This window comes from Porphyrobacter sp. MBR-155 (assembly GCF_040547625.1).
In the GTDB taxonomy this organism is placed as follows: domain Bacteria; phylum Pseudomonadota; class Alphaproteobacteria; order Sphingomonadales; family Sphingomonadaceae; genus Erythrobacter.
In genome coordinates this window covers 96,605-116,580 of record NZ_JBEPQB010000009.1, presented here as the reverse complement: position 1 = coordinate 116,580, position 19,976 = coordinate 96,605, and the positions used below count along the sequence as shown (strand labels likewise).

Annotated in this window: 20 protein-coding genes; 5 read left to right on the top strand and 15 right to left on the bottom strand. The window is 63.9% G+C overall.

Features of this window, described 5'->3' with window-relative positions; translation table 11 throughout:
- Positions 1-86 precede the first annotated feature (86 nt).
- Positions 87-770 carry a nicotinate-nucleotide adenylyltransferase gene (locus tag ABIE62_RS11255; RefSeq protein WP_454184734.1) on the bottom strand — a complete coding sequence of 228 codons (684 nt, stop codon included), beginning with the start codon at positions 768-770 and terminating at the stop codon, positions 87-89.
- Positions 771-789: 19 nt separating this feature from the next.
- Positions 790-2,079, bottom strand: a complete 1,290-nt coding sequence (locus ABIE62_RS11250; RefSeq protein WP_354326115.1) for a glutamate-5-semialdehyde dehydrogenase — start codon at positions 2,077-2,079, stop codon at positions 790-792.
- Positions 2,080-2,367: 288 nt separating this feature from the next.
- On the opposite strand from ABIE62_RS11250, the gene ABIE62_RS11245 reads away from it, so the two are divergent.
- Together ABIE62_RS11245 and ABIE62_RS11240 are read left to right on the top strand one after the other, a co-directional pair.
- A complete protein-coding gene (locus ABIE62_RS11245; RefSeq protein WP_354326070.1) occupies positions 2,368-3,552 on the top strand; it encodes a peptidoglycan DD-metalloendopeptidase family protein in 1,185 nt (394 codons plus the stop codon).
- A gap of 10 nt (positions 3,553-3,562) precedes the next feature.
- Positions 3,563-3,931: a bactofilin family protein gene (locus tag ABIE62_RS11240; RefSeq protein WP_354326113.1), complete on the top strand. Its 369-nt coding sequence runs from the start codon at positions 3,563-3,565 to the stop codon at positions 3,929-3,931.
- 9 nt (positions 3,932-3,940) lie between these two features.
- On the opposite strand, the gene ABIE62_RS11235 is transcribed toward ABIE62_RS11240, so the two are convergent.
- The 6 genes from ABIE62_RS11235 to ABIE62_RS11210 form a co-directional block, all read right to left on the bottom strand.
- Positions 3,941-5,605 (bottom strand): AMP-binding protein, encoded by a 1,665-nt coding sequence (locus ABIE62_RS11235; RefSeq protein ID WP_354326068.1) that lies wholly within the window; start codon positions 5,603-5,605, stop codon positions 3,941-3,943.
- 122 nt (positions 5,606-5,727) lie between these two features.
- Positions 5,728-6,471: a DUF1013 domain-containing protein gene (locus ABIE62_RS11230; protein WP_354326066.1), complete on the bottom strand. Its 744-nt coding sequence runs from the start codon at positions 6,469-6,471 to the stop codon at positions 5,728-5,730.
- A 101-nt stretch (positions 6,472-6,572) separates the two neighbouring features.
- Positions 6,573-7,670 carry a glycosyltransferase family 4 protein gene (locus ABIE62_RS11225; protein WP_354326065.1) on the bottom strand — a complete coding sequence of 366 codons (1,098 nt, stop codon included), beginning with the start codon at positions 7,668-7,670 and terminating at the stop codon, positions 6,573-6,575.
- Positions 7,671-7,675: 5 nt separating this feature from the next.
- Positions 7,676-8,587: a UDP-2,3-diacylglucosamine diphosphatase gene (locus ABIE62_RS11220; protein ID WP_354326064.1), complete on the bottom strand. Its 912-nt coding sequence runs from the start codon at positions 8,585-8,587 to the stop codon at positions 7,676-7,678.
- A gap of 99 nt (positions 8,588-8,686) precedes the next feature.
- Entirely contained in the window at positions 8,687-9,316 is a 630-nt protein-coding gene (locus ABIE62_RS11215) for a glutathione S-transferase family protein (RefSeq protein WP_354326062.1), read from the bottom strand.
- On the bottom strand, positions 9,309-10,343 hold the full coding sequence (locus tag ABIE62_RS11210; protein ID WP_454184735.1) for an NAD(P)H-quinone oxidoreductase: 1,035 nt from the start codon (positions 10,341-10,343) through the stop codon (positions 9,309-9,311). The genes ABIE62_RS11215 and ABIE62_RS11210 overlap by 8 nt, the downstream gene beginning before the upstream one ends.
- A gap of 102 nt (positions 10,344-10,445) precedes the next feature.
- On the opposite strand from ABIE62_RS11210, the gene ABIE62_RS11205 reads away from it, so the two are divergent.
- On the top strand, positions 10,446-10,649 hold the full coding sequence (locus tag ABIE62_RS11205; RefSeq protein WP_354326061.1) for a DUF1192 family protein: 204 nt from the start codon (positions 10,446-10,448) through the stop codon (positions 10,647-10,649).
- A 133-nt stretch (positions 10,650-10,782) separates the two neighbouring features.
- Positions 10,783-13,137, top strand: a complete 2,355-nt coding sequence (clpA, locus tag ABIE62_RS11200; RefSeq protein WP_354326059.1) for an ATP-dependent Clp protease ATP-binding subunit ClpA — start codon at positions 10,783-10,785, stop codon at positions 13,135-13,137.
- Positions 13,138-13,197: 60 nt separating this feature from the next.
- Here the strand turns inward: clpA and ABIE62_RS11195 are convergent, their stop codons facing one another.
- Positions 13,198-13,512 (bottom strand): hypothetical protein, encoded by a 315-nt coding sequence (locus ABIE62_RS11195; RefSeq protein WP_354326057.1) that lies wholly within the window; start codon positions 13,510-13,512, stop codon positions 13,198-13,200.
- A gap of 196 nt (positions 13,513-13,708) precedes the next feature.
- Between ABIE62_RS11195 and ABIE62_RS11190 the strand changes: the two genes are divergently transcribed.
- Positions 13,709-14,971: a SulP family inorganic anion transporter gene (locus tag ABIE62_RS11190; RefSeq protein ID WP_354326056.1), complete on the top strand. Its 1,263-nt coding sequence runs from the start codon at positions 13,709-13,711 to the stop codon at positions 14,969-14,971.
- A 16-nt stretch (positions 14,972-14,987) separates the two neighbouring features.
- Here ABIE62_RS11190 and ABIE62_RS11185 read toward each other — a convergent pair whose 3' ends face one another.
- Genes ABIE62_RS11185 through ABIE62_RS11160 form a run of 6 tightly spaced genes read right to left on the bottom strand, consistent with a single transcriptional unit; the run spans position 14,988 to position 19,732 of the window.
- Positions 14,988-15,269, bottom strand: a complete 282-nt coding sequence (locus tag ABIE62_RS11185) for a DUF167 domain-containing protein (RefSeq protein ID WP_354326054.1) — start codon at positions 15,267-15,269, stop codon at positions 14,988-14,990.
- 9 nt (positions 15,270-15,278) lie between these two features.
- Positions 15,279-15,857 (bottom strand): gamma carbonic anhydrase family protein, encoded by a 579-nt coding sequence (locus ABIE62_RS11180; protein ID WP_354326053.1) that lies wholly within the window; start codon positions 15,855-15,857, stop codon positions 15,279-15,281.
- Complete coding sequence (locus ABIE62_RS11175) at positions 15,854-16,405, bottom strand: GNAT family N-acetyltransferase (RefSeq protein ID WP_354326051.1); 552 nt, start codon at positions 16,403-16,405, stop codon at positions 15,854-15,856. Before ABIE62_RS11175 ends, ABIE62_RS11180 begins: the two co-directional genes overlap by 4 nt.
- Positions 16,402-16,953, bottom strand: coding sequence for a GNAT family N-acetyltransferase (locus tag ABIE62_RS11170; protein WP_354326110.1), 552 nt, complete (start codon positions 16,951-16,953; stop codon positions 16,402-16,404). The genes ABIE62_RS11175 and ABIE62_RS11170 overlap by 4 nt, the downstream gene beginning before the upstream one ends.
- Position 16,954: 1 nt before the next feature.
- A complete protein-coding gene (hemB, locus tag ABIE62_RS11165) occupies positions 16,955-17,950 on the bottom strand; it encodes a porphobilinogen synthase (protein WP_354326049.1) in 996 nt (331 codons plus the stop codon).
- Positions 17,951-17,992: 42 nt separating this feature from the next.
- Complete coding sequence (locus tag ABIE62_RS11160) at positions 17,993-19,732, bottom strand: peptidoglycan DD-metalloendopeptidase family protein (RefSeq protein WP_354326047.1); 1,740 nt, start codon at positions 19,730-19,732, stop codon at positions 17,993-17,995.
- Between the last annotated feature and the right edge of the window lie 244 nt (positions 19,733-19,976).

Here is a 19,976-nt window from a genome sequence, read left to right as displayed (position 1 = left end):
AATCGGGTATCTCCAGATATCAGGGCGATGGGAACGAACGGCACGCAGACGAACAAACGATGGAGCCGAAACGCTTAAGCAGCGTCTCATGCCTCCTCCTCTGACCGGATGCTGCGAAATGTCAGCCGATCACGCACCGGGGCTCTGCGTTTCCCATTTTCCGAATCCGTGCCGAGAATATCCTCAGCCCATCCCGCATTGGCGCGGCGAAAAGCCGTGGCCGAGCGGTGATCCGGATCAAAACGCAATAACACCAGAACCGGTGCGCTCCATTGCCCCCGTTTCCGAATACTGGCAGCGGGCACACGATAGCGCCTGAGCCAGGCCATGGCGGGGCTCGTCATGGCGGCTGCATCATAGCCGGGCCGGGCGACCACCGCAATCGGCATTGTCCGCGCGATCCTCCGCCAGTCTTTCCAGCGGTGCAACTGGGCGAGATTATCCGCCCCCATCAACCAGATGAACCGCCGTTTGGGGTAACGCCGGACGAGCTTTGCCAGCGTGTCGGCAGTGTAGCGGGTGCCCAATTCACGTTCGATCGCGGTCGGCACAATCGGTGCGCGGCGCGCCTGATGGTTGGCTGATCGCAGCCGCGCGGCGAGCGGGGCCATGCCTGCTTTCGGCTTCAACGGATTGCCGGGGGACACCAGCCACCACACCGCGTCCAGCCCCAGCGCCTCAGCCGCGAACAGGCTGACCCGGCGATGCCCGCCATGCGCGGGGTTGAAGCTGCCGCCGAGCAGCCCGGTCAGGATCGGGATCGAACGCAATGAAGTCAGGGCCGAAAGCTCATGGCCGCGCCTGGCCTTGCCCGCGCACCTGCCATTTGTAGGTCGTCAGCCCTTCCAGCGCGACCGGCCCGCGCGCGTGCAGCCGCCCTGTGGCAATTCCGATCTCTGCGCCGAGGCCAAATTCGCCCCCATCGGCGAATTGGGATGAGGCGTTGTGCATCACGATCGCGCTGTCGACTTCGGCAAGGAAGCGTTCGGCGGCGGCATCATCGGCCGTCACGATAACATCGGTATGGCCCGAAGAATGGCGCGCGATGTGCGCTAGCGCCGCGTCCAGCCCATCTACCATCGCAACTGACAGGATCGCATCGAGATATTCGGTGTCCCAATCATTCGCGCTGGCCGGGATCACACGGCTGTCGAGCGCGCGGATACGCTCATCACCGCGCACTTCGCAGCCCGCCGCGATCAACGCGGCGACCAGCGCGGCGGCATGGGGAAAGGCCGAATCGATCAGCAGCGTCTCCATCGCCCCGCAAATGCCGGTGCGGCGCAATTTGGCATTGAGCGCGAGCGCGCTCGCCATGTCCGGATCAGCGGCGGCGTGGACATAGGTGTGGCAGATGCCATCCAAATGCGCGAGCACCGGGACACGCGCATCGGCCTGCACCCGTGCGACCAGGCTTTTGCCCCCGCGCGGCACGATCATGTCGATCAGTCCCGCAGCGGCCAGCATCGCGCCCACGGCGGCGCGGTCTTGCGTCGGGATCAGTTGCACCGCTTCGGTCGGAACGCCGCCTTCGACCAGCCCTTCAACCAGTGCGGCGTGGATCGCGCGGTTGGAATGCACCGCCTCGCTCCCCCCGCGCAGCAGCGCCGCATTGCCCGCGCGCACGCACAGCGCGGCGGCATCGGCGGTGACATTGGGGCGGCTTTCATAGATGATCCCGATGGTGCCGATCGGCACCCGGATGCGCTGGAGACGCAGGCCATTGGGCCGTTCAGCCGAATCAATCACCTCGCCGACCGGATCGGGCAGATCGGCCACAGCGCGCACCGCCTGCGCGATGCCCGCCAGCCGCGTTTCGTCCAGCGCCAGCCGGTCAAGCATCGCTTGCGCCAGCCCGTTCGCCTGTCCTGCCGCAAGGTCACTTGCGTTTGCAGCAAGAATGGCGGGCGCCGAAGCCTCAAGCCGTTCAGCCGCGCGGTGGAGTGCAGCGGCGCGGGCCGCGCTGGTCATCATCGCCAGCTGGCGCTGGGCTTTGCGCGCCGCACGGGCCATCGCGGTGACGAGTATTTCATGATCGGTGTCGTTCGAGTGAGTCGATTGGGTTGCTGTCTGGGTCATGTCGCTGAGTCTAGCAGCCGCATCGCCGATTGTCAGGCCCGACATCGGCAAGAGGGCGGGCAAATCGGGGCTTTCATTGCAAGGTTGGCACGAATCAGGAACAACGGCAGTGATGATGCGAAATTTGCAACCTGTTCAGGCAGCCTTCACGCAAGATGACTCCGACTTGAACCATTCACCGCGATTCCGCTTCGCTTCAACCTCCTTGTCGCCAGCGGGATTCGACCGCGTGCGAGGGTGCTGTTAGCGCGCTGACACCGGGGCGTTCAAAACAAAATCGGGGTCGGAGTGTCAGACAGGATTACCGCGCAGAAGTGGGGCGAGCGGCTGCGACAGTGGTTCCCCGACCGTGAGTTTTTCATGCGCGCCGACGGGCAGGTGCGCTTCATCAAGCTATCATCGAAATTGCAGATCCGCGTCGCGGCGGGCGCAGTGGCGCTGGCGCTGGGATGGTTGATCGCGCTCGCCGTGATGGGCTGGGGCCAATACCGCGCCGAATCCGATCTCGCGTCCTTCGCTGAAGAAAAGGCCCGCGTCGCCACCGCCAGCGAACGGCTGGACGCCTATGGCGGCGATCTTGGCCGGGTGGTGAGCGAGCTGGAGCAACGCCAGCAATTCCTCGAAGAAATGGCGCAGATGCTGCCTGAGGACATGATCGCCCAGGGCGATGCCACCGGCACCGTCACCGATTCTTCCGACGAATCCGCCAAGACCATCGAAAAAGTCGGCGCACTGATCCCGCAAGCGCGCGGCCTCGCCGAGGTTGAAGCCCGCCAGCTCGCCTTTGTCGAACGCCTGACCCGCTTCGCCGATGCCCGCGCCCGCCGCGCCGAAGCAGCGATGCGCAAACTCAATCTCGACCCGCGCGCGATGAGCCGCCAGACCCAAACACTGCAAGCAATGGGTGGCCCGTTCGAAGCTTTGAGCGGCGCTGACGGCGCTATCGACCCGCGCTTTGAACGGCTCGGCCTCAGCCTTACGCGCATGGCGGTGCTGGAACGCGCGTTGAACGGCATCCCGCAGGTCGTGCCTGCCACGGTCGAGAACATCACCTCAGGTTTTGGCTATCGCCGCGATCCGTTCAATGGCCGCAGCGCGATGCATTCCGGAATCGATTTCAAGGGCGTAACAGGATCGCCGATCTTTGCCGCTGCCGATGGCCGCGTGACCCATGCCGGGTGGAAATCAGGCTATGGCAAGGCGGTGGAAATCACCCACGGCAATGGCATGATGACCCGCTATGCGCACTTGTCGCGTATCGATGCGCGGGTTGGCCAGCAGGTCGATGCCGGGGCCACCATCGGCGGGCTGGGCAGCACCGGCCGTTCAACCGGCCCGCATCTGCATTTCGAAGTCCGCATCAATAACCGCGCGGTCAATCCGCGCCCGTTTCTGGAGGCCGCCCCCGATGTTCTCAAAGAAGCCCGCAGCGCCGGACCGGACCGTCTCGCCGCCGCCACGGCCCGCAAATAGGAGCAGCATGATGGCTTCGGGTTCAACCTTTTCGGTGATCGGCGCGGATGTGGTGATCAAGGGCGATATCAACGCCACCGCCGATCTGCACGTCGACGGCACGATCGAAGGCGACATCAAATGCGCCTCGCTGGTGCAGGGCGAATCGAGCAGCATCAGCGGCGCAGTGACCGCAGAAAGCGCGCGGATGGCAGGCAAGCTCAACGGATCGATCACCGCGCGTGAGCTGGTGATCCTCAAAAGCGCGCAGATCGAAGGCGATGTGCATTACGATGCGCTGACGATCGAACAGGGCGCGCAGGTCGATGGCCGCTTCGCCCCCAATGCGCGCCAGCCGGTGAAGGCCGTGCCATCGGTGCGTGTCGAAGCGGCGGAATAAACCGCCCGCCTACAATACCTCGGCGCGCAGGGTTTTGCGGTCGAGCTTGCCGATAATGGTTTTGGGCAGGCTGTCGCGAATCACAACCTGATCGACCCGTTCGTGCTTGCCGATTTTGGCGTTGAGCCAAGCGCGCAGTTCCTCCCCCGTCGCGCCGCCAGCCTCGTGTAGCGTGACATAGGCGCGGGGCACTTCGCCGTGATATTCTTCGGGAACGCCGATCACCAGCGCCTCTTTCACCGCCGGATGTTCGACAATCACGTCCTCGACCACGCTGGGAAATACCTTGAACCCGCCAACCGCGATCATATCCTTGATCCGGTCAACGATGGCGAGGAACCCGTCCGCGTCGATCTGCGCGACATCGCCGGTGCGCAGATAGCGTTTGCCATCACGTTCAACAAAGGTGTCACCGTCGCTTTCAGGGCGGTTCCAATAACCGCGCATCACCTGCGGGCCGCACACGGCGAGCTCGCCCGGCTCGCCATCGGGGGCGAGGCGGGTCGGGTCTCCCTTGTCGAGCAGGATCACTTGCGTGCCGGGCACCAACTGCCCGATGGTGCCGCGTTTGCGCGTGCCTTCATAAGGATTGGCCGACACCACGCCCGAACTTTCGGTAAGGCCATAGCCTTCGACCAGCCGCACCCCGGTGACTTCTTCAAACTGCACATGCACCGGCGCAGGCATCGGCGCGCCGCCGGAAATGCAGATTTTGAGGCTGGAAAGATCGGTTTTCGCCAGATCGGGATGATCGAGCATCGCCTGAAACATCGTTGGCACACCGGGAAAACCGGTGCAGCGATAGCGCGCAATCGTCTCCAGCACCTGCTTCGTTTCAAACCGCGGCACCATTGCGATCGAAGCGCCGGTGGCGACGGCGTGGTTGAGCAGCGCAGTGTTGGCGAACACATGAAAGAACGGCAGCGCCCCCATGAACACCTCCGCGCGGGCATTGCCAAACGGGTTGATCGCGGCGACCTGCTGCGCGTTGATGCTGAGCTGATCGTGCCCCAGCATTGCGCCCTTGGGCCGCCCGGTGGTGCCGCCGGTATATTGCAGCAGCGCCAGATCGGTGTGCGGATCTAGCGAAACGGGGGTGAAAGGCGTGTCGGGCGCGCAATCCTTCCAGCGGCGAATGGTCGGCCCATAGGTGACATCGGCGATTTGTTTACGTTTGAGCAGTTTGAACGCGATGCCCTTCGCCCAGGGCAGCATATCGGCAAGGCTGCCGACCACCAGCATTTCCAGCCCGGATGCGGCCTGCACCTTGGCTGCGGTGCCATAAAGTTCGGGCACATCCAGCGTCACCAGCACCCGCGTGCCGCTGTCTTCGACCTGCCAGCTCAGCTCCTCAACCGAATAGAGCGGCGAGAAATTGACGACAATCGCACCCGCCATCATCGCCCCGTAATAGGCGGCGGCGTAGATCGGGACATTGGGCAGGAACAGGCCGACCCGGTCGCCCTTGGCAATCCCCATCGCCTGAAGCCCCGCAGCAAAGCACTGCGCCTCTGCGCGAATTTCTCGATAGGAATAGGTGCGCCCGAGGAAATGCAGGAACGGCGCGTCGGGGGCCTCCCCGGTGGTGCGTTCAAACAGCGCTGGCAGGCTGATCGCCGCAAACTGTGTGTCGGGCGGGGTCGGGTGGTGATAGGCAGCGTTATTGACAGTCATGGCAGCGATGGTGACTGACATCACGCTGGCGCACAAGCGAAACTCGCTGATGCAATGTCGCTTTCATGCAAATTCGCGCGTGGCTTTGCCGAGGTGCTGGTGCAGCACCTCGGCACGCCCGATCAGTTCTGGATGAACCCGCTTTCGGGGTCGATCTTTTCTTCGGCGGCTTCGGCAGCGCGGCGGGCGGCGAGCCAGCTTTGCGCCTCGGCTTCCTGCGCGGCGGCACCGGCAGCCTTGACGTTGGCATCGCGTTCGGCGCGCAATTCTTCGATCAGCTTTTCGCGATCATTGCGCTCGGACCTGACCGGAGCATCGGCGTCTTCGGTGATCCCGGCGCGCTTGGCGGCCTTGGCCACCATCGCATCAAGCTCACGCTGTGAACACAGGCCCAGCGTCACCGGGTCTTTCGGCGTGATGTTCTGGATGTTCCAGTGGCTGCGGTCGCGAATCGCGCCGATGGTGTTGCGGGTGGTGCCGATCAGCTTGCCGATCTGCGCATCCGACACTTCGGGATGGCTGCGCAGGATCCACGCGATGCCATCGGGCTTGTCCTGCCGCCGGGACACCGGGGTATAACGCGGGCCCTTGGTGCGGGTCGCTTCGGCCGGGGCCTTGTGCATCTTGAGCGAATAGGTCGGGTCAGCCTGACCCAGCTCAATCTCGCCCTGCGTAAGCTCGCCCGAGTGCAGCGGATCGCGACCGGTATATTTGCTGCCCGCCAGATCATCGGCCATCGCCTGGACTTCTAGGATGTGTATCCCGCAGAATTCGGCGATCTGTTCGAATGACAGCGCGGTGTTGTCCACCAGCCAGGTTGCGGTGGCGTGCGGCATCAGCGGCTTGGGCTGATCCTTGATGGCCATGGGGGAATCTCCGTTGAAAATAGAAGGGCCGCCCCTTTCGGAGCGGCCACATTGCTAGCCCTTATAGGCCAAGCCTCCGCCGACGGCAAGCAAACCTTGATTCAGAACGCAGGTGCGGCTGCAAGCGAGACGGTGTGTTCTTCCTTCAACGCCGCCAGTCCCGCCAAAAACTGGCGTGTCGCCGCCTCCCAGCTGAAGCCCGCCGCATAGGCAGCGCATTCGGTTCCGTCGCAATAGCGCGCCGCGTCAATCGCGCGGGTCAGGTCTTCGGAAAGCGCACCAACCGCGTCGGTGACGATATCAATCGGGCCGGGCACCGGGAAAGCCGCAACCGGGGTTCCGCAGGCCAGCGCCTCGATCATCACGAGGCCGAATGTATCGGTGCGGCTGGGGAACACGAACACGTCGGCCCCGGCATAACAACCCGCGAGCTCCGCGCCCATGCGCTTGCCCAGAAACAGCGCATCGGGAAACTTCGCCGCCAACGCGCCGCGCGCCGGACCATCGCCGACCACCACCTTGGTGCCGGGGTAATCGCAGGCGAGGAAGGCTTCGATGTTCTTTTCCACCGCGACCCGCCCGACATAGAGCAGGATCGGGCCTTCCAGACCGGCATATTCAGGCGGCGGCGGCGCGGTGGGGGAAAAGCAGGCGAGATCAACCCCCCGGCTCCAATGGGTAAGCTGGGTCAACCCCTGTTCGCGCAGCTGCGCGCGGATCGTCTCGGTCGCCACCATGATCGTTTCCGCCGGACGGTGGAACCAGCGGATATAGGGCCAGAAAAAGCGCGCGGGCAGGCCAGTGCGGCGTGCAAGGTAATCGGGAAACTGGGTGTGGTAAGCGGTGGTGAACGGCACCTTGCGGCGGACGCAATATCGCCGCGCGGCAAAGCCCAATGGCCCTTCGGTGGCGATATGCACCGCATCAGGCGCGATTTTCGCCAATTGCCGCCCCACCGCGCCGGGCGCGGTCAGCGCCAGCCGGATTTCGGGATAGGTCGGCGCAGGCATCGAAGGGTAGCCTTCGGGCGAGATCACCGTCACCTGATGCCCCCAGCGGCGCAGCACATCGCAAGTGGTCGACAAGGTGCGCACCACCCCGTTGGTCTGCGGGTGCCACGCATCAGTGATAATCGCGATCGAAGCGGGTGTGGCCGGGGCCGGGGCGAGGGCCGCGGTATCAGGGGTGATGGTGGTCAACCGGTTCACGCCGCCTCGCGCGTCGCACGGGCCGGATCGGCGGGCGCGGCCGGAACCTGCTCGGCCTCGCGGCGTTTGATCTCATCAGGCCAGTGGAGGATTTCCATCCGTCCATCGTGATGTTCGACCAGCGCGTTGCAGCCTTCCACCCAATCGCCATCATTCCAGTATTCGATCTGGCGGCCATCGTGATCGAACGTGCGAAATTCGGCGGTGTGGATATGGCCGCACACGACCCCGTCAACCCCGCGTTCCCCGGCGGCGCGGGCGACGACTTCTTCGTATTTGCCGATGAACTCGACCGCGTTCTTGACCTTGTGCTTGGCCGCTTTGGACAGCGACCAATAGGGCTTGCCCAGCCAGCGCCGCACCGCGTTGACCGCGACATTCAGCCTCATCATCAGGTGGTAGGCATTATCACCAACGAACGCGAGCCAGCGGTGCGATAGCATCACCGCATCGAATTCATCGCCGTGCAGCACCATCAGCCGCCGCCCATCGGCGGTATCGTGAAAGGCGGCGCGGCGAATTTCGATCCCGCCAAAGTTCAACCCGGTGAACTGCCGGAACATTTCGTCATGATTGCCGGGGATGTAGATGATGCGGGTATCGCGCTTGGCCCGTTTCAGAATGCGCCAGACGATGTCATTATGCGCAGCGGGCCAGTAGAATTTTTTCTTCAGCCGCCAGCCATCGATGATGTCGCCGACCAGATACATCAGATCGCTGTCGGTATTGTCGAGGAAGTCGATCAGCATATCGGCATTGCAGCCCTTGGTGCCGAGATGCACGTCGCTGATCCAGATGGTGCGGAAGCTGCGCCGCTCGCCATTGGCGGGTTCCGGCGTGCGCGGAGCGGACAGCGGCAGGCTGGTAATGTTGTCGCTGATCAGATCGGACAGATCGGCACCGGTCATGGTAATTCCCTGCGTGTCACGTCGTGTTCAGACGCGGACATAACAGCGGAATGTTACAAGCGTCGCGCAGACGCGTGACGGTTTGGAGTCAAACCCCAGTCAATCCATCGCGATAAAGCCAGGCAGCGCCTCGATCCGCGCAATCCAGGCGAGGATATGCGGATAATCGCCAAGACCGAAACCGCCTTCTTCCGCGACATGGGTATAAGCGAACAGCGCAATATCGGCGAGCGTCACCGTGGGGCCGCAGAAGAAGGTGTGATCCGTCAGATGGCGGTTCATCAGATCGAGCGCAGCACAGCCCGCCATCCGCTTCGCCATCACCTGCGCGCGCTGTTCGGCGGTAAGGTTCTTCTCGCCCACAAAGCGCAGCCAGAACCGCAGCGTCGCGATGTTGGGTTCGTGATTATACTGTTCAAAGAACATCCAGCGCAGCACGTCAGCCTGCGCAAAGCGGTCTGCCGGGATCAGGGCACTGCCATGCGCAAGATACCAGCAGGCGGCGTTGCTTTCGGGCAGGAAACGCGCCTGCGCACCCGCGCCGATCTCAAGCACCGGGATGCGCCCATTGGCGTTGACGCGGGCAAGAAATTCGGGCGTCCGGGTTTCGCCCTTCATGATATCATAGGCGCGCGTTTCCAGCGGCAGGCCGAGCAGCGCGGCGGTCAGCTTGATCTTGTAGCAGTTCCCGCTGCGCGGGTCTTCGTGGAGGGTCAGCGCCTCAGCCATTGTCCGTGCCCTTGGCCACTTCCAGCACGATCTTGCCGATATGCGCGCCTGCTTCCATCCGCGCATGGGCGGCGGCGGCTTCGGCGAGGGGGAAGGTCATGTCCATTACCGGAGAAAGCTCTCCGCTCGCGAACAGCGGCCAGGCATTGTCGGCGATTTCATCCGCCAGCGCGGCTTTGAAAGCGTCGGAACGCGGGCGCAGCGTCGATCCGGTCAGCGTCAGCCGCCGCATCATCACCGTCGCCATATTGAGATCGGCCTTGGCCCCGCCCAGCAGCGCGATGGTAACGTGGCGGCCGTCTTCGGTGAGGCATTTGAGGTTGCGCGCGACATAATCGCCCGACACCATGTCGAGCACGATGTTGACGCCCTTGCCCCCCGTATGCGCGGCGATGGCCTCGACAAAATCCGTCTCGCGGTAATTGATCGCGAGGTCGGCCCCGATCCGGCGGGCGGCGGCGCATTTGGCTTCATCGCCGCAGGTCACGATCACCTCCATGCCGAACGCCTTGGCCAGCATGATCGCCATTGTCCCGATGCCCGAAGTGCCGCCATGCACCAGCACCCGCTCACCATCGCGCGCCAGCCCGCGTTCAAACAGGTTGTGCCACACGGTGAACAGCGTTTCGGGCAGCGCCGCGGCTTCGGCCAGCAGCATCCCTTCAGGCACGGGCAGGCAGTGCTGCCAATGCGCGGCGCAATATTCGGCGTAGCCCCCGCCCGGCGTCAACGCGGCGACATATTGCCCGATCATTTCGCGCGGAGCTTCGGAGCCGACCGCCACCACTTCGCCCGCGACCTCAAGCCCCAGCAGCGGCGATGCCCCCGGCGGCGGCGGATAGGCACCGGCGCGTTGCAGGCAATCGGGGCGGTTGACCCCGGCATAGGCGACCCGGATCAGCACATCATTGGGGCGCAGGCGCGGCAGGGGGGCGGTTTCGATCCGCAGCACATCCGGCCCGCCGGGCGCATCGAACCCGATCGCAGCCATGTTTTCGGGCAGTTCCGCGCCATTGCCTGCGATCATTACCAAAATCCCCCTGATCCAGCTTCGTTAACCACTTGATGCGCGCCAATAACCGTGTCTCGGATTGACAGCAACCCGCTTGGCTTGCGATGCTGCATCCTGATGGAAGAACCCGATCTGCCAAGACCCAAAGGAGACGCGGCCGCCCGCCTCGCGGCGGAGGATCTTGCGCCCTATTCCCAGGCTGAATTGGCGACCCGTATCGCGCAGCTCGAAGCGGAAATAGCGCGCGTGATCGCCCACCGCGACAAAGCCGCCGCGCACCGCGCCGCCGCCGATGCGCTGTTCGCAAAGGGCGGCGGATGATCTGCCGCGCGCCCTCCCTCGCCTTGATGGTAACGGATTCGCAATTTTATCGCGCGATCCCATATGATGCGCAAATGGCTTTCCCCGCTCGTTCGCCACGAGCACTTACCGCCCGCTGAAAAAGGCCGCTCCCATGCCCAGCTTCGCCCAGAACCTTGAACGCACGCTGCACAACGCGCTCGGCAATGCGTCTGACCGGCGGCACGAATATGCCACGCTCGAACACCTGCTGCTGGCGTTGATCGATGATGAGGATGCCGCCCAGGTGATGGCCGCCTGCGGGGTCGATCTGGCCGAGCTGGGTGAAGTGGTGAAGCAGTATCTTGATCAGGAATATCAGTCGCTTAAAACAGAAGATGGGGCCGATCCGCAGCCCACTGCCGGGTTCCAGCGGGTGATCCAGCGCGCGATCCTGCACGTGCAATCTTCGGGCAAGGATACCGTCACGGGTGCCAACGTGCTGGTCGCGCTATTTTCCGAACGCGATAGCTATGCGGTCTATTTCCTCCAGCAGCAGGATATGAGCCGGCTGGATGCGGTCAGCTATATCAGCCACGGCATCGGCAAGGGTGGCCGCCAGATCGAACCCAAGACCGCGCAGGGCACTGACAAGCCCGACGAACCGGCGCAGACAAAAGAAGGCGGCAACAAGAAAGAAACCGCGCTCGACCAGTTCACCGTCAACCTCAACGCGCGGGCTGAGGCCGGCAAGATCGATCCGCTGATCGGGCGCGGGCCGGAGGTTGACCGCACGATCCAGATTCTCTGCCGCCGGTCAAAGAACAACCCGCTCTATGTCGGCGATCCCGGCGTCGGCAAAACCGCGATTGCCGAAGGGCTGGCGCGCAAGATCGTTGAAGGCGACGTGCCCGAAGTGCTGAACGAAGCGGTGATCTACTCGCTCGACATGGGCGCATTGCTGGCGGGCACGCGTTATCGCGGCGATTTCGAGGAACGGCTGAAACAGGTCGTCAACGAACTGGAAGCGATGCCGCACGCGGTGTTGTTCATTGACGAGATTCACACCGTGATCGGCGCAGGGGCGACCAGCGGCGGGGCGATGGATGCGTCCAACCTGTTGAAGCCTGCATTGTCGAGCGGCGCAATCCGCTGCATCGGATCGACCACCTACAAGGAGTTTCGCAACCACTTCGAAAAGGATCGCGCGCTGCTGCGCCGGTTCCAGAAGATCGACGTGAACGAGCCGACGGTTGAGGATACGATCAAGATTCTGAAAGGCCTTCGCAGCGCCTTCGAAGAACACCACAAGGTGAAATACACCCCCGACGCGATCAAGACCGCGGTGGAACTGTCAGCACGCTACATCAATGACCGCAAATTGCCCGACAAGGCGATCGACGTGATCGATGAAGTCGGCGCGATGCAGATGCTGGTGCCCCCCAGCCGCCGCAAGAAGACCATCACCGCCAAGGAAATCGAAGCGGTGATCGCGACCATGGCGCGCATCCCGCCCAAATCGGTGAGCAAGGACGACAAGAAAGCGCTCGAAAACCTCGAACGCGATCTGAAACACGTGGTGTTCGGGCAGGACGAAGCGATCAAGCGGCTGTCGACCGCGATGAAGCTGAGCCGCGCAGGGCTGCGCGATCCGGACAAGCCGATTGGCAGCTTCCTGTTTTCCGGCCCCACCGGGGTGGGCAAGACCGAAGTTGCGCGTCAGCTTGCCAGCATCATGGGGATCGAGCTGAAACGCTTCGATATGTCCGAATATATGGAACGCCATAGCGTTTCCCGCCTGATCGGCGCGCCTCCGGGCTATGTCGGTTATGATCAGGGCGGCCTTTTGACCGATGCGATCGACCAGAACCCGCATTGCGTGCTGCTGCTCGACGAAATCGAAAAAGCGCACCCCGATCTGTTCAACATCCTGTTGCAGGTGATGGATAATGGCCGCCTGACCGATCATCACGGCAAGACCGTGGATTTCCGCAATGTCGTGCTGATCATGACCACCAACGCCGGCGCGTCCGACATGGCGCGCAGCGGGATCGGGTTCGGCGACGTGTCGAAAGAAGACGCCGGAACCGAGGCGGTGAACAAGATGTTCACGCCTGAATTCCGCAACCGGCTTGATGCGATTGTGCCGTTTGCCTACCTTGGCCGGTCAACCGTGGCGCGAGTGGTGGACAAGTTCATCCTCGAGCTGGAATTGCAGCTGGCCGAACAGAACGTCCACATCCAGTTTGATAGCGAAGCGCGCAGCTGGCTGGGCGACAAGGGCTATGACAAGCTGTACGGCGCCCGCCCGATGAGCCGGTTGATCCAGGACAAGATCAAACAACCGCTCGCCGAAGAACTGCTGTTCGGCAAGCTGTCAGACGGCGGTGAGGTGCAGGTCAGCGTCAAGGACGGCAAGCCGACCTTTGAAATCACCCCGGCCCCGCCGAAGGTGAAAGCAGTCAGAAAGCCCGCTGAGAAGAAAAAGGCCCCCGCGAAAAAGCCCGCGTCTGAGGCGGGAGAGGGCTGAGGCCCGACCGCACAACCGCCTCCCTTCTTTGAAAAAGAAAAGGGGGGGGCAGCAGTCGGCTTACTGAATGGCGGCGAGGTCAGCGGCGATTTTCGCCAGCACTTCCTCGGTAATCATCCCTTGCGAGAACGGCGCGACCGCGGTCAGGCTCATCGCCTTGAACTGTTCATAGGCCGGATGCTGATCGAGATCGGGCAAGGTCGTGAGCACCGCCGCCTTGGCGCGCTCATCAGCCATCAGCGCTTCGATCGGCATATCGACCGTGAACGCAGCAGCAGCAGCAGTGGTGGTGGCCGCATCATCTTCAGCGGCGAAGGCCGGGGCGGTCAGGGCAGCGGCAGCAAGGCCGAGCGCGGCCAGCGGAATGAACTTCATAAAAGCGGTTCCTTGTTGGCGCGACTGATAACCAGCGCGCCGTGCGGTGGATTTACCGCAAACATATGGCATTGCAATGAATATGGCGCAGGCTGGTGTTCGGCGCACAAGTCGCGCCGCGCAACTTCTGGGCGCAGCGCCATTTCCCCACCTCTTGGATTGCGTCGTCGCCAATCACGGCGTAGCGGCTGCGTTCATGCAACCGAAAATTCTGACCACAATGAAGGAATACAGCCCTTCGTTGTTCCTCGCCGATCTGATCGCGGGCGTGACTGTCGCGATGGTCGCGCTGCCGCTCAGCATCGCCATCGCGATCGCATCGGGCGCTGATCCGGCCAAGGGGCTGATTACCGCTGTCATCGGCGGGCTGCTGATTTCGCTGCTGGGCGGCAGCCGGGTGCAGATTGGCGGGCCGACCGGCGCGTTCATCGTGGTGGTGTTCGGGGTGATTGCCGAACATGGGTATGATGGGCTGGTGCTGGCCACGATGATGGCGGGCATTATCCTGATCGCGGCGGGCTGGCTGCGGATTGGCAATCTGATCGCCTATGTGCCCGAAGCGGTGATCAACGGCTTCACCATCGGTATCGCGATCATCATCGCCGCCAGCCAGATCAACGATTTCTTTGGCCTTGGCCTGACTGCGATACCCGCCGATTTCCTCGAAAAAATTCCTGCCCTGTGGGCGGCGCGCGGACTGTTGAACCCCTATGCGCTGGCCGCCGGTGCGGGGGCGTTGGGGTTGATTATTGTGCTGCGCTGGAAGTTCCCGCGCCTGCCCGGCCTGATCGTCGCCATCGCGGCGATTTCTGCAATCGCGGCGCTGGCGCAGTGGCCGGTCGATAGCATCGGATCGCGTTATGGTGCATTACCCAGCGGCCTGCCGTTCCCCAGCCTGCCCGATATCAGTGCGGCGCGGCTGATCGAGCTACTGCCATCGGCAATGGTGATCGCGTTCCTCGCCGCGATTGAATCGCTGCTTTCGGCGACGGTGGCGGATCGCATGATGGGCGGGCGGCATCGCCCCAATGCCGAGGTTTCCGCGCAAGGCTGGGCCAATCTGGGTTCCGGCCTGTTCGGCGGGATGCCCGCCACCGGAGCGATTGCGCGCACCGCCACCAACGTGCGCGCCGGGGGCAAGACCCCGGTTGCGGGCGTGCTGCACGCCATCATCATCCTGATCATCATGGTGGTGGCCGCCCCGCTGGCGGGTTATCTGGTGATGCCCGCGCTGGCCGCGCTGCTGCTGATCACCGCGTGGAACATGAGCGAGCCGCACAAGTGGCGCGGATATTGGGCAACGCCGCTGGCCGAACGCGGGTTGCTGGTGCTGACCATGGTGCTGACCGTGGTGGCTGATCTTACCATTGCCATCGGGGTCGGGGTGGTGCTGGGGCTTGCGCTGCGGCTGCGCGATGCGGGTGCAAAACCGGGCGCGTGGAGCGGGCCAGAGCGTTAATACCAGCGCGCTGATATCAAGCGTCGATCTGCACTAGCTTATCGCGCCCGGTCGCGCCGCGCAGCAGGTGCAGTTTTGACGGGGGGATGCCCAGCGCACGCGCCAACATCGCCAGCACCGCAGCGTTGGCCTCACCATCATGCGCCTTGGCCCGAACCTTGATCAGCACCGCGCCATCGCCCAGCGCAATCTGTTCGCTGCGCGCGCCCGGCGTAACCCTCAACGCCAATCGCCGCCGATCATCGGCCAGCGCCAACAGCGCCGCGGCGGGCGGGAAATCGGGCTTGGGCCGCGCCATGATCCCCGCTTACGTCAGCGCCGCCGCCACCGCTTTGGCGTGGTGTTTTGCATTTTCGGCGTAATGAGCGGTGCCGATCCGCATTCCCATGATCGCCGCTTCATCCAGATCGCGCATCTTGCGCGCCGGGCGGCCGCCCCACAGCTCACGCGGGGCCATCACCTTGCCTTCGGTCAGCATCGCGCCCGCTGCCAGCATCGCGTCCGCACCGATCACCGCCTTGTTCATCGCAATCGCGCCAAGGCCAACGAACCCGCGGCTTTCGATCGTGCAGCCGTGCACCATCGCCATGTGGCCGATCAGCACATCGTCACCGATGATCAACGGTGATCCCTCCGGATCGCCCGGGCGCGGCGGGTCGCAGTGGAGCACCGATCCATCCTGCACATTGCTGCGTTCACCAATCACGATCCGGCTGACATCGGCGCGCAGCACGCAATTATACCAGATCGACGATCCCGCCCCGATTTCGACATCGCCGATGATCGTGCAACCGGGCGCGATAAAAGCGGTATCGTGGATGCGCGGGGTCTTGCCGTGGATCGGGATGATGGTGACGCCCGGTCGTTCGGGGGGCCGATAAGTCATAGTCTGTGCGCCTCCCATTGCGCTCGCGTGATTGCATACTGGATAATCGGTTCAGGCTCACCCGGATCGGCAAAATCGAGGTCTTCGCGCCGTTCCATCCCAAGCTTTTCCATCAATCGCCAGCTTCCCACATTGGCCGCGCAGGTCAAGGCGACGATCTGCGGCGCACCAATAACGCCAAAGCCCCAATCGACCACCGCGTGCATCGCTTCCAGAGCATAGCCGCGCCGCCAGCGATCTTCACGCACCAGCCAGCCGATTTCGAAGTCGTGCGGGTTGGGGGCGAGCGGGTGGGCGACGCGGCGCAACCCGCAATGGCCGACAATGTCGCCGGTCGCCCGCTCCTCCATCATCATGAAGCCGAACCCTTCGGCGGCAAAACTGGCCCGCGATGCGGCGTGCTTGGCCGCGATAACCTCGCGCGTCTGCACGCCGCCCAGATACTGCATCACCGCAGGCGTGTTGAGCAACGCCATGTGCGGGTCGAGGTCGTCAACAGCGATTGCGCGCAGCGCCAGCCGGGGAGTCGTCAGCACCGCAGCCATCATCCCGCTTGCCAGACCGCGCGGGTGATTGAATGGACAATAATGACCGGATTTTCGGGATCGAAATCGCCGCTGTCAAAATCGAGATCCGCGCGCCGTTCCATCCCCAGACGCAGCATCAGACCCCAACTGGCGGTATTGCCCTGCACCGTCAGCGCGATCACCTCATCCGCAGCGAAGCGATCAAACGCAAGGGCCAGCGCGGCGGCGGCAGCCTCTTTGGCGTAGCCTTGCCCCCAGGCATCCTCACGCAGCCGCCAGCCGACTTCCATCATCCCCTGCGGCCCGCCAGCCTGATTGGAACGCTTCAACCCGCAAAAGCCGAGCAGCGCGGCGTCGCTCTTGCGTTCCACCACCCAGAAGGTGTGGCGATGATCGCGCTGATAGCCGAGCAGGCGTTCTTGCGCAGCGGCCCGCGCCGCATCATCCGCCACCCCGCCCAGCCAGCGCATCACCGCCGGGGTGTTGGTCGCCTGCCAGAACGTGGGCCAATCCGCCTCGCGCCAGTCGCGCAGGATCAGCCGTTCGGTTTCGCAGCGGAACCCGGCCATGTCAGCCATTCAGCAGGCGGGCGGCGTGGGCGGCGTGGTAGGTCAGGATGCCGCTTGCACCGGCGCGTTTGAACGCGATCAGGGTTTCCAGCACCAGCGCATCGCGATTCCCCGCTCCGGCCCGTGCCGCAGCCTCAATCATCGCGTATTCGCCGCTCACCTGATAGGCGAACACCGGCACATCGAATCGCTCCTTCACTCGGCGCACGATGTCGAGATAGGCGAGGCCGGGCTTGACCATCACCGAATCCGCGCCCTCGGCAATGTCCATCGCCACCTCGCGCAGCGCCTCGTCGCCGTTGGCCGGGTCCATCTGGTAGGTTTTCTTGTCACCTTTGAGCAATCCGCCGCTGCCCACCGCATCGCGGAACGGGCCGTAGAACGCGCTGGCATATTTGGCGGCGTAGGACATGATCTGCACGTTGGCGTGCCCGTTCATTTCCAGCGCCATGCGGATCGCACGGATGCGGCCGTCCATCATGTCGGACGGGGCGATGATGTCCGCGCCCGCATTGGCCTGATTGATCGCCTGATCGACCAGCGCGGCCACCGTATCGTCGTTCACGACATAGCCCGCCGCATCGACCAGCCCATCCTGCCCGTGGGCGGTATAGGGATCGAGCGCCACGTCGGTCAGCACGCCGATATCATCCCCGCAGGCATCCTTGATCGCGCGGATCGCCTGGCACATCAGGTTATCGGGATTATGCGCTTCGGCCCCGTCATCGCTGCGCAGATCATGCGGCGTATTGGGAAACAGCGCCACCACCGGAATGCCGAGCGCCGCCGCCTCTTTCGCGCGCGCCACGATCCCATCGACCGACCAGCGCGATACGCCGGGCAGGCTGGCAACCGGCTCCTCCACCCCTGTTCCCGAAGTCACGAACAGCGGCCAGATCAGGTCGGCGGGGGTGAGGATCGATTCGCGGTGAAGCGCGCGGCTCCATGCGTGGGCGCGGGTGCGGCGCAATCGAGTGTTGGGATAGCTGGCGGTCATGCGCGCGGGTTTAGGCGCAATCCGGGCGTTGGGACAAGTCGTTCAGCGCACCGGCTGCGCGATCTCGACCTTCTCGATCTCGCGCAGCGGTTCCTTGACCTCGCTCGGCAGCGGTTCGAGATCCTGCAGCGCAGCGCCGACCTCGATATCTTTCATCTGAATCAGTTGGCGGCGGAAATCGATCAGTTCGGTGCCCGAAAGTTCGGCGCGGTTGACGAATTGCACGCTCGCCGGATTGATCACCCGCCCGCTGCGATACATTTCGTAATGCAGGTGCGGGCCGGTCGATAGCCCGGTCGATCCGACATAGCCGATCACCTGCCCGCGCCGCACCTGCTGCCCGGAACTCACCGCCATCCGGCTCATATGGCAATAGCGCGTGGCCAGCCCGCTGCCATGATCCAGCCGCACCGCGATGCCGCAGCCGCCCGCGCGGCCCGCAGAACTGACCCGGCCATCGCTGACAGCGACAATCGCGGTGCCATAACGCGCCTTGAAATCCATACCTTCGTGCATCCGCCGATAACCAAGGATCGGGTGGCGCCGCATCCCGAAGCCCGATGAAATCGCGCCCGGCACTGGCGCCAAGAGGCCACGACGCTGCTCACCCACGCCCGACGCTTCGAAGAACCGCCCGTCCTTGCCCCACCGCATCAACTGGGTGCGCGGCTTTCCGGCGCGGTCGACCCCGGCATAGAGCAACTGCCCCGCCTGACGTTCGCCCGTCGCGGCGCGGCGATAGGAGATGATGATGTCGAATTCGTCGGTCGAGCGCACTTCGCGGTCAAGGTCGATCTGCGCATCGAGCGCTTTGAGATATTCCTGCACCGCGCTGGCCGGGACACCGGCCTGCCGCATCGAACGATAAAGGCTCGACCCCACCGGGCCGCGCACCCGCAGCGGCGTATCGTCGACGCGGATGATGTTGCGTTTCAAGGCCAGCGGCCCGTTGGGTATCACCGGCATGCCATCGGCGGTAATCTCACCCACGCCGGGCCGCGTCAGTTGCAGCTCCAGATCGAACCGCGCGCGGAAGGCGAGGCTATCAAGCGGGCGCGGCTGGCCGGGTGCGGGGCGGCGGCCGAGCAGCACGTCCATCTGCGTTCCCGAAGCAATCTCCCCCAAAGGCAGCGCCTGATCGACCAGCGCGGCGGCGCGATCAATATCGTCTGCCGCAACCCCGGCGCGGCGCAGCATCGCGGCAAAGCTGTCCCCCGGCGTCAATGTCACCACCATCTGGATCTGCGGGCGTTCGGGCGCGCTTTTGAGCGGGATGACCGCCTGCGTCGGCCCCATCCGCCGCCCGCTATCCGCGCCCAGCGCCAGCGGCAGGATCATCTGGCTGCGCAATTCGCTGGTCACCGCGTCACCATGCGGCATCGCGGGCCGCGCTTCCAATGGGGTCAGATCGGGCCACAAGGCCAGCGCCACCACGCCAAGGCCGACCATCGTGCCCAGCCCGCGAAACCACCGGCGGCTGCCAATGTTTTCGGCCAGGTCAGGCGCAAGATCGAGGCTGTCGAACCAGCGCGAGGCGGCAAGACGCCATTCGTCGTAACGTTCGGACACACCATTGACCCGCGCCAGCACCGTGCGCCCGGCCTGCTGCGCTGCGGTTGGCGGGGCCAGCGCCTTGGCATTGCGGAAATAGGGCAGCAATTCGCGCGCGGTTTCAGGATCGATCGGGGCAGGCCCGGCTGATGCGGATACGGCGCGCAGATCCGCTTCCGGGCCGTGCTCCGGCTCGGGCGGATCGTTCAGATTGCGCGCATGATCCAACATCTGTGCCCTGAAAGCGGCGCCCTGACGGGGCAAGCTTGCCTCTATCCCAACCGCTCCTTTGTCGCATTTTCCTGCCACAACAAAGTAAATCCCGCATTAACCAGCGACCAGCCGTATCGCAGATGCGACAAGGTGTTGTGCGTAGGCCGAATGGTGATGGGTGCGCGCCCTTGCCCCACCCTGCCAAGCCTGACACAAGCCGTGTCACTGTGACCTTTCCCCTCAGCGATCATTCCGTCGCCTC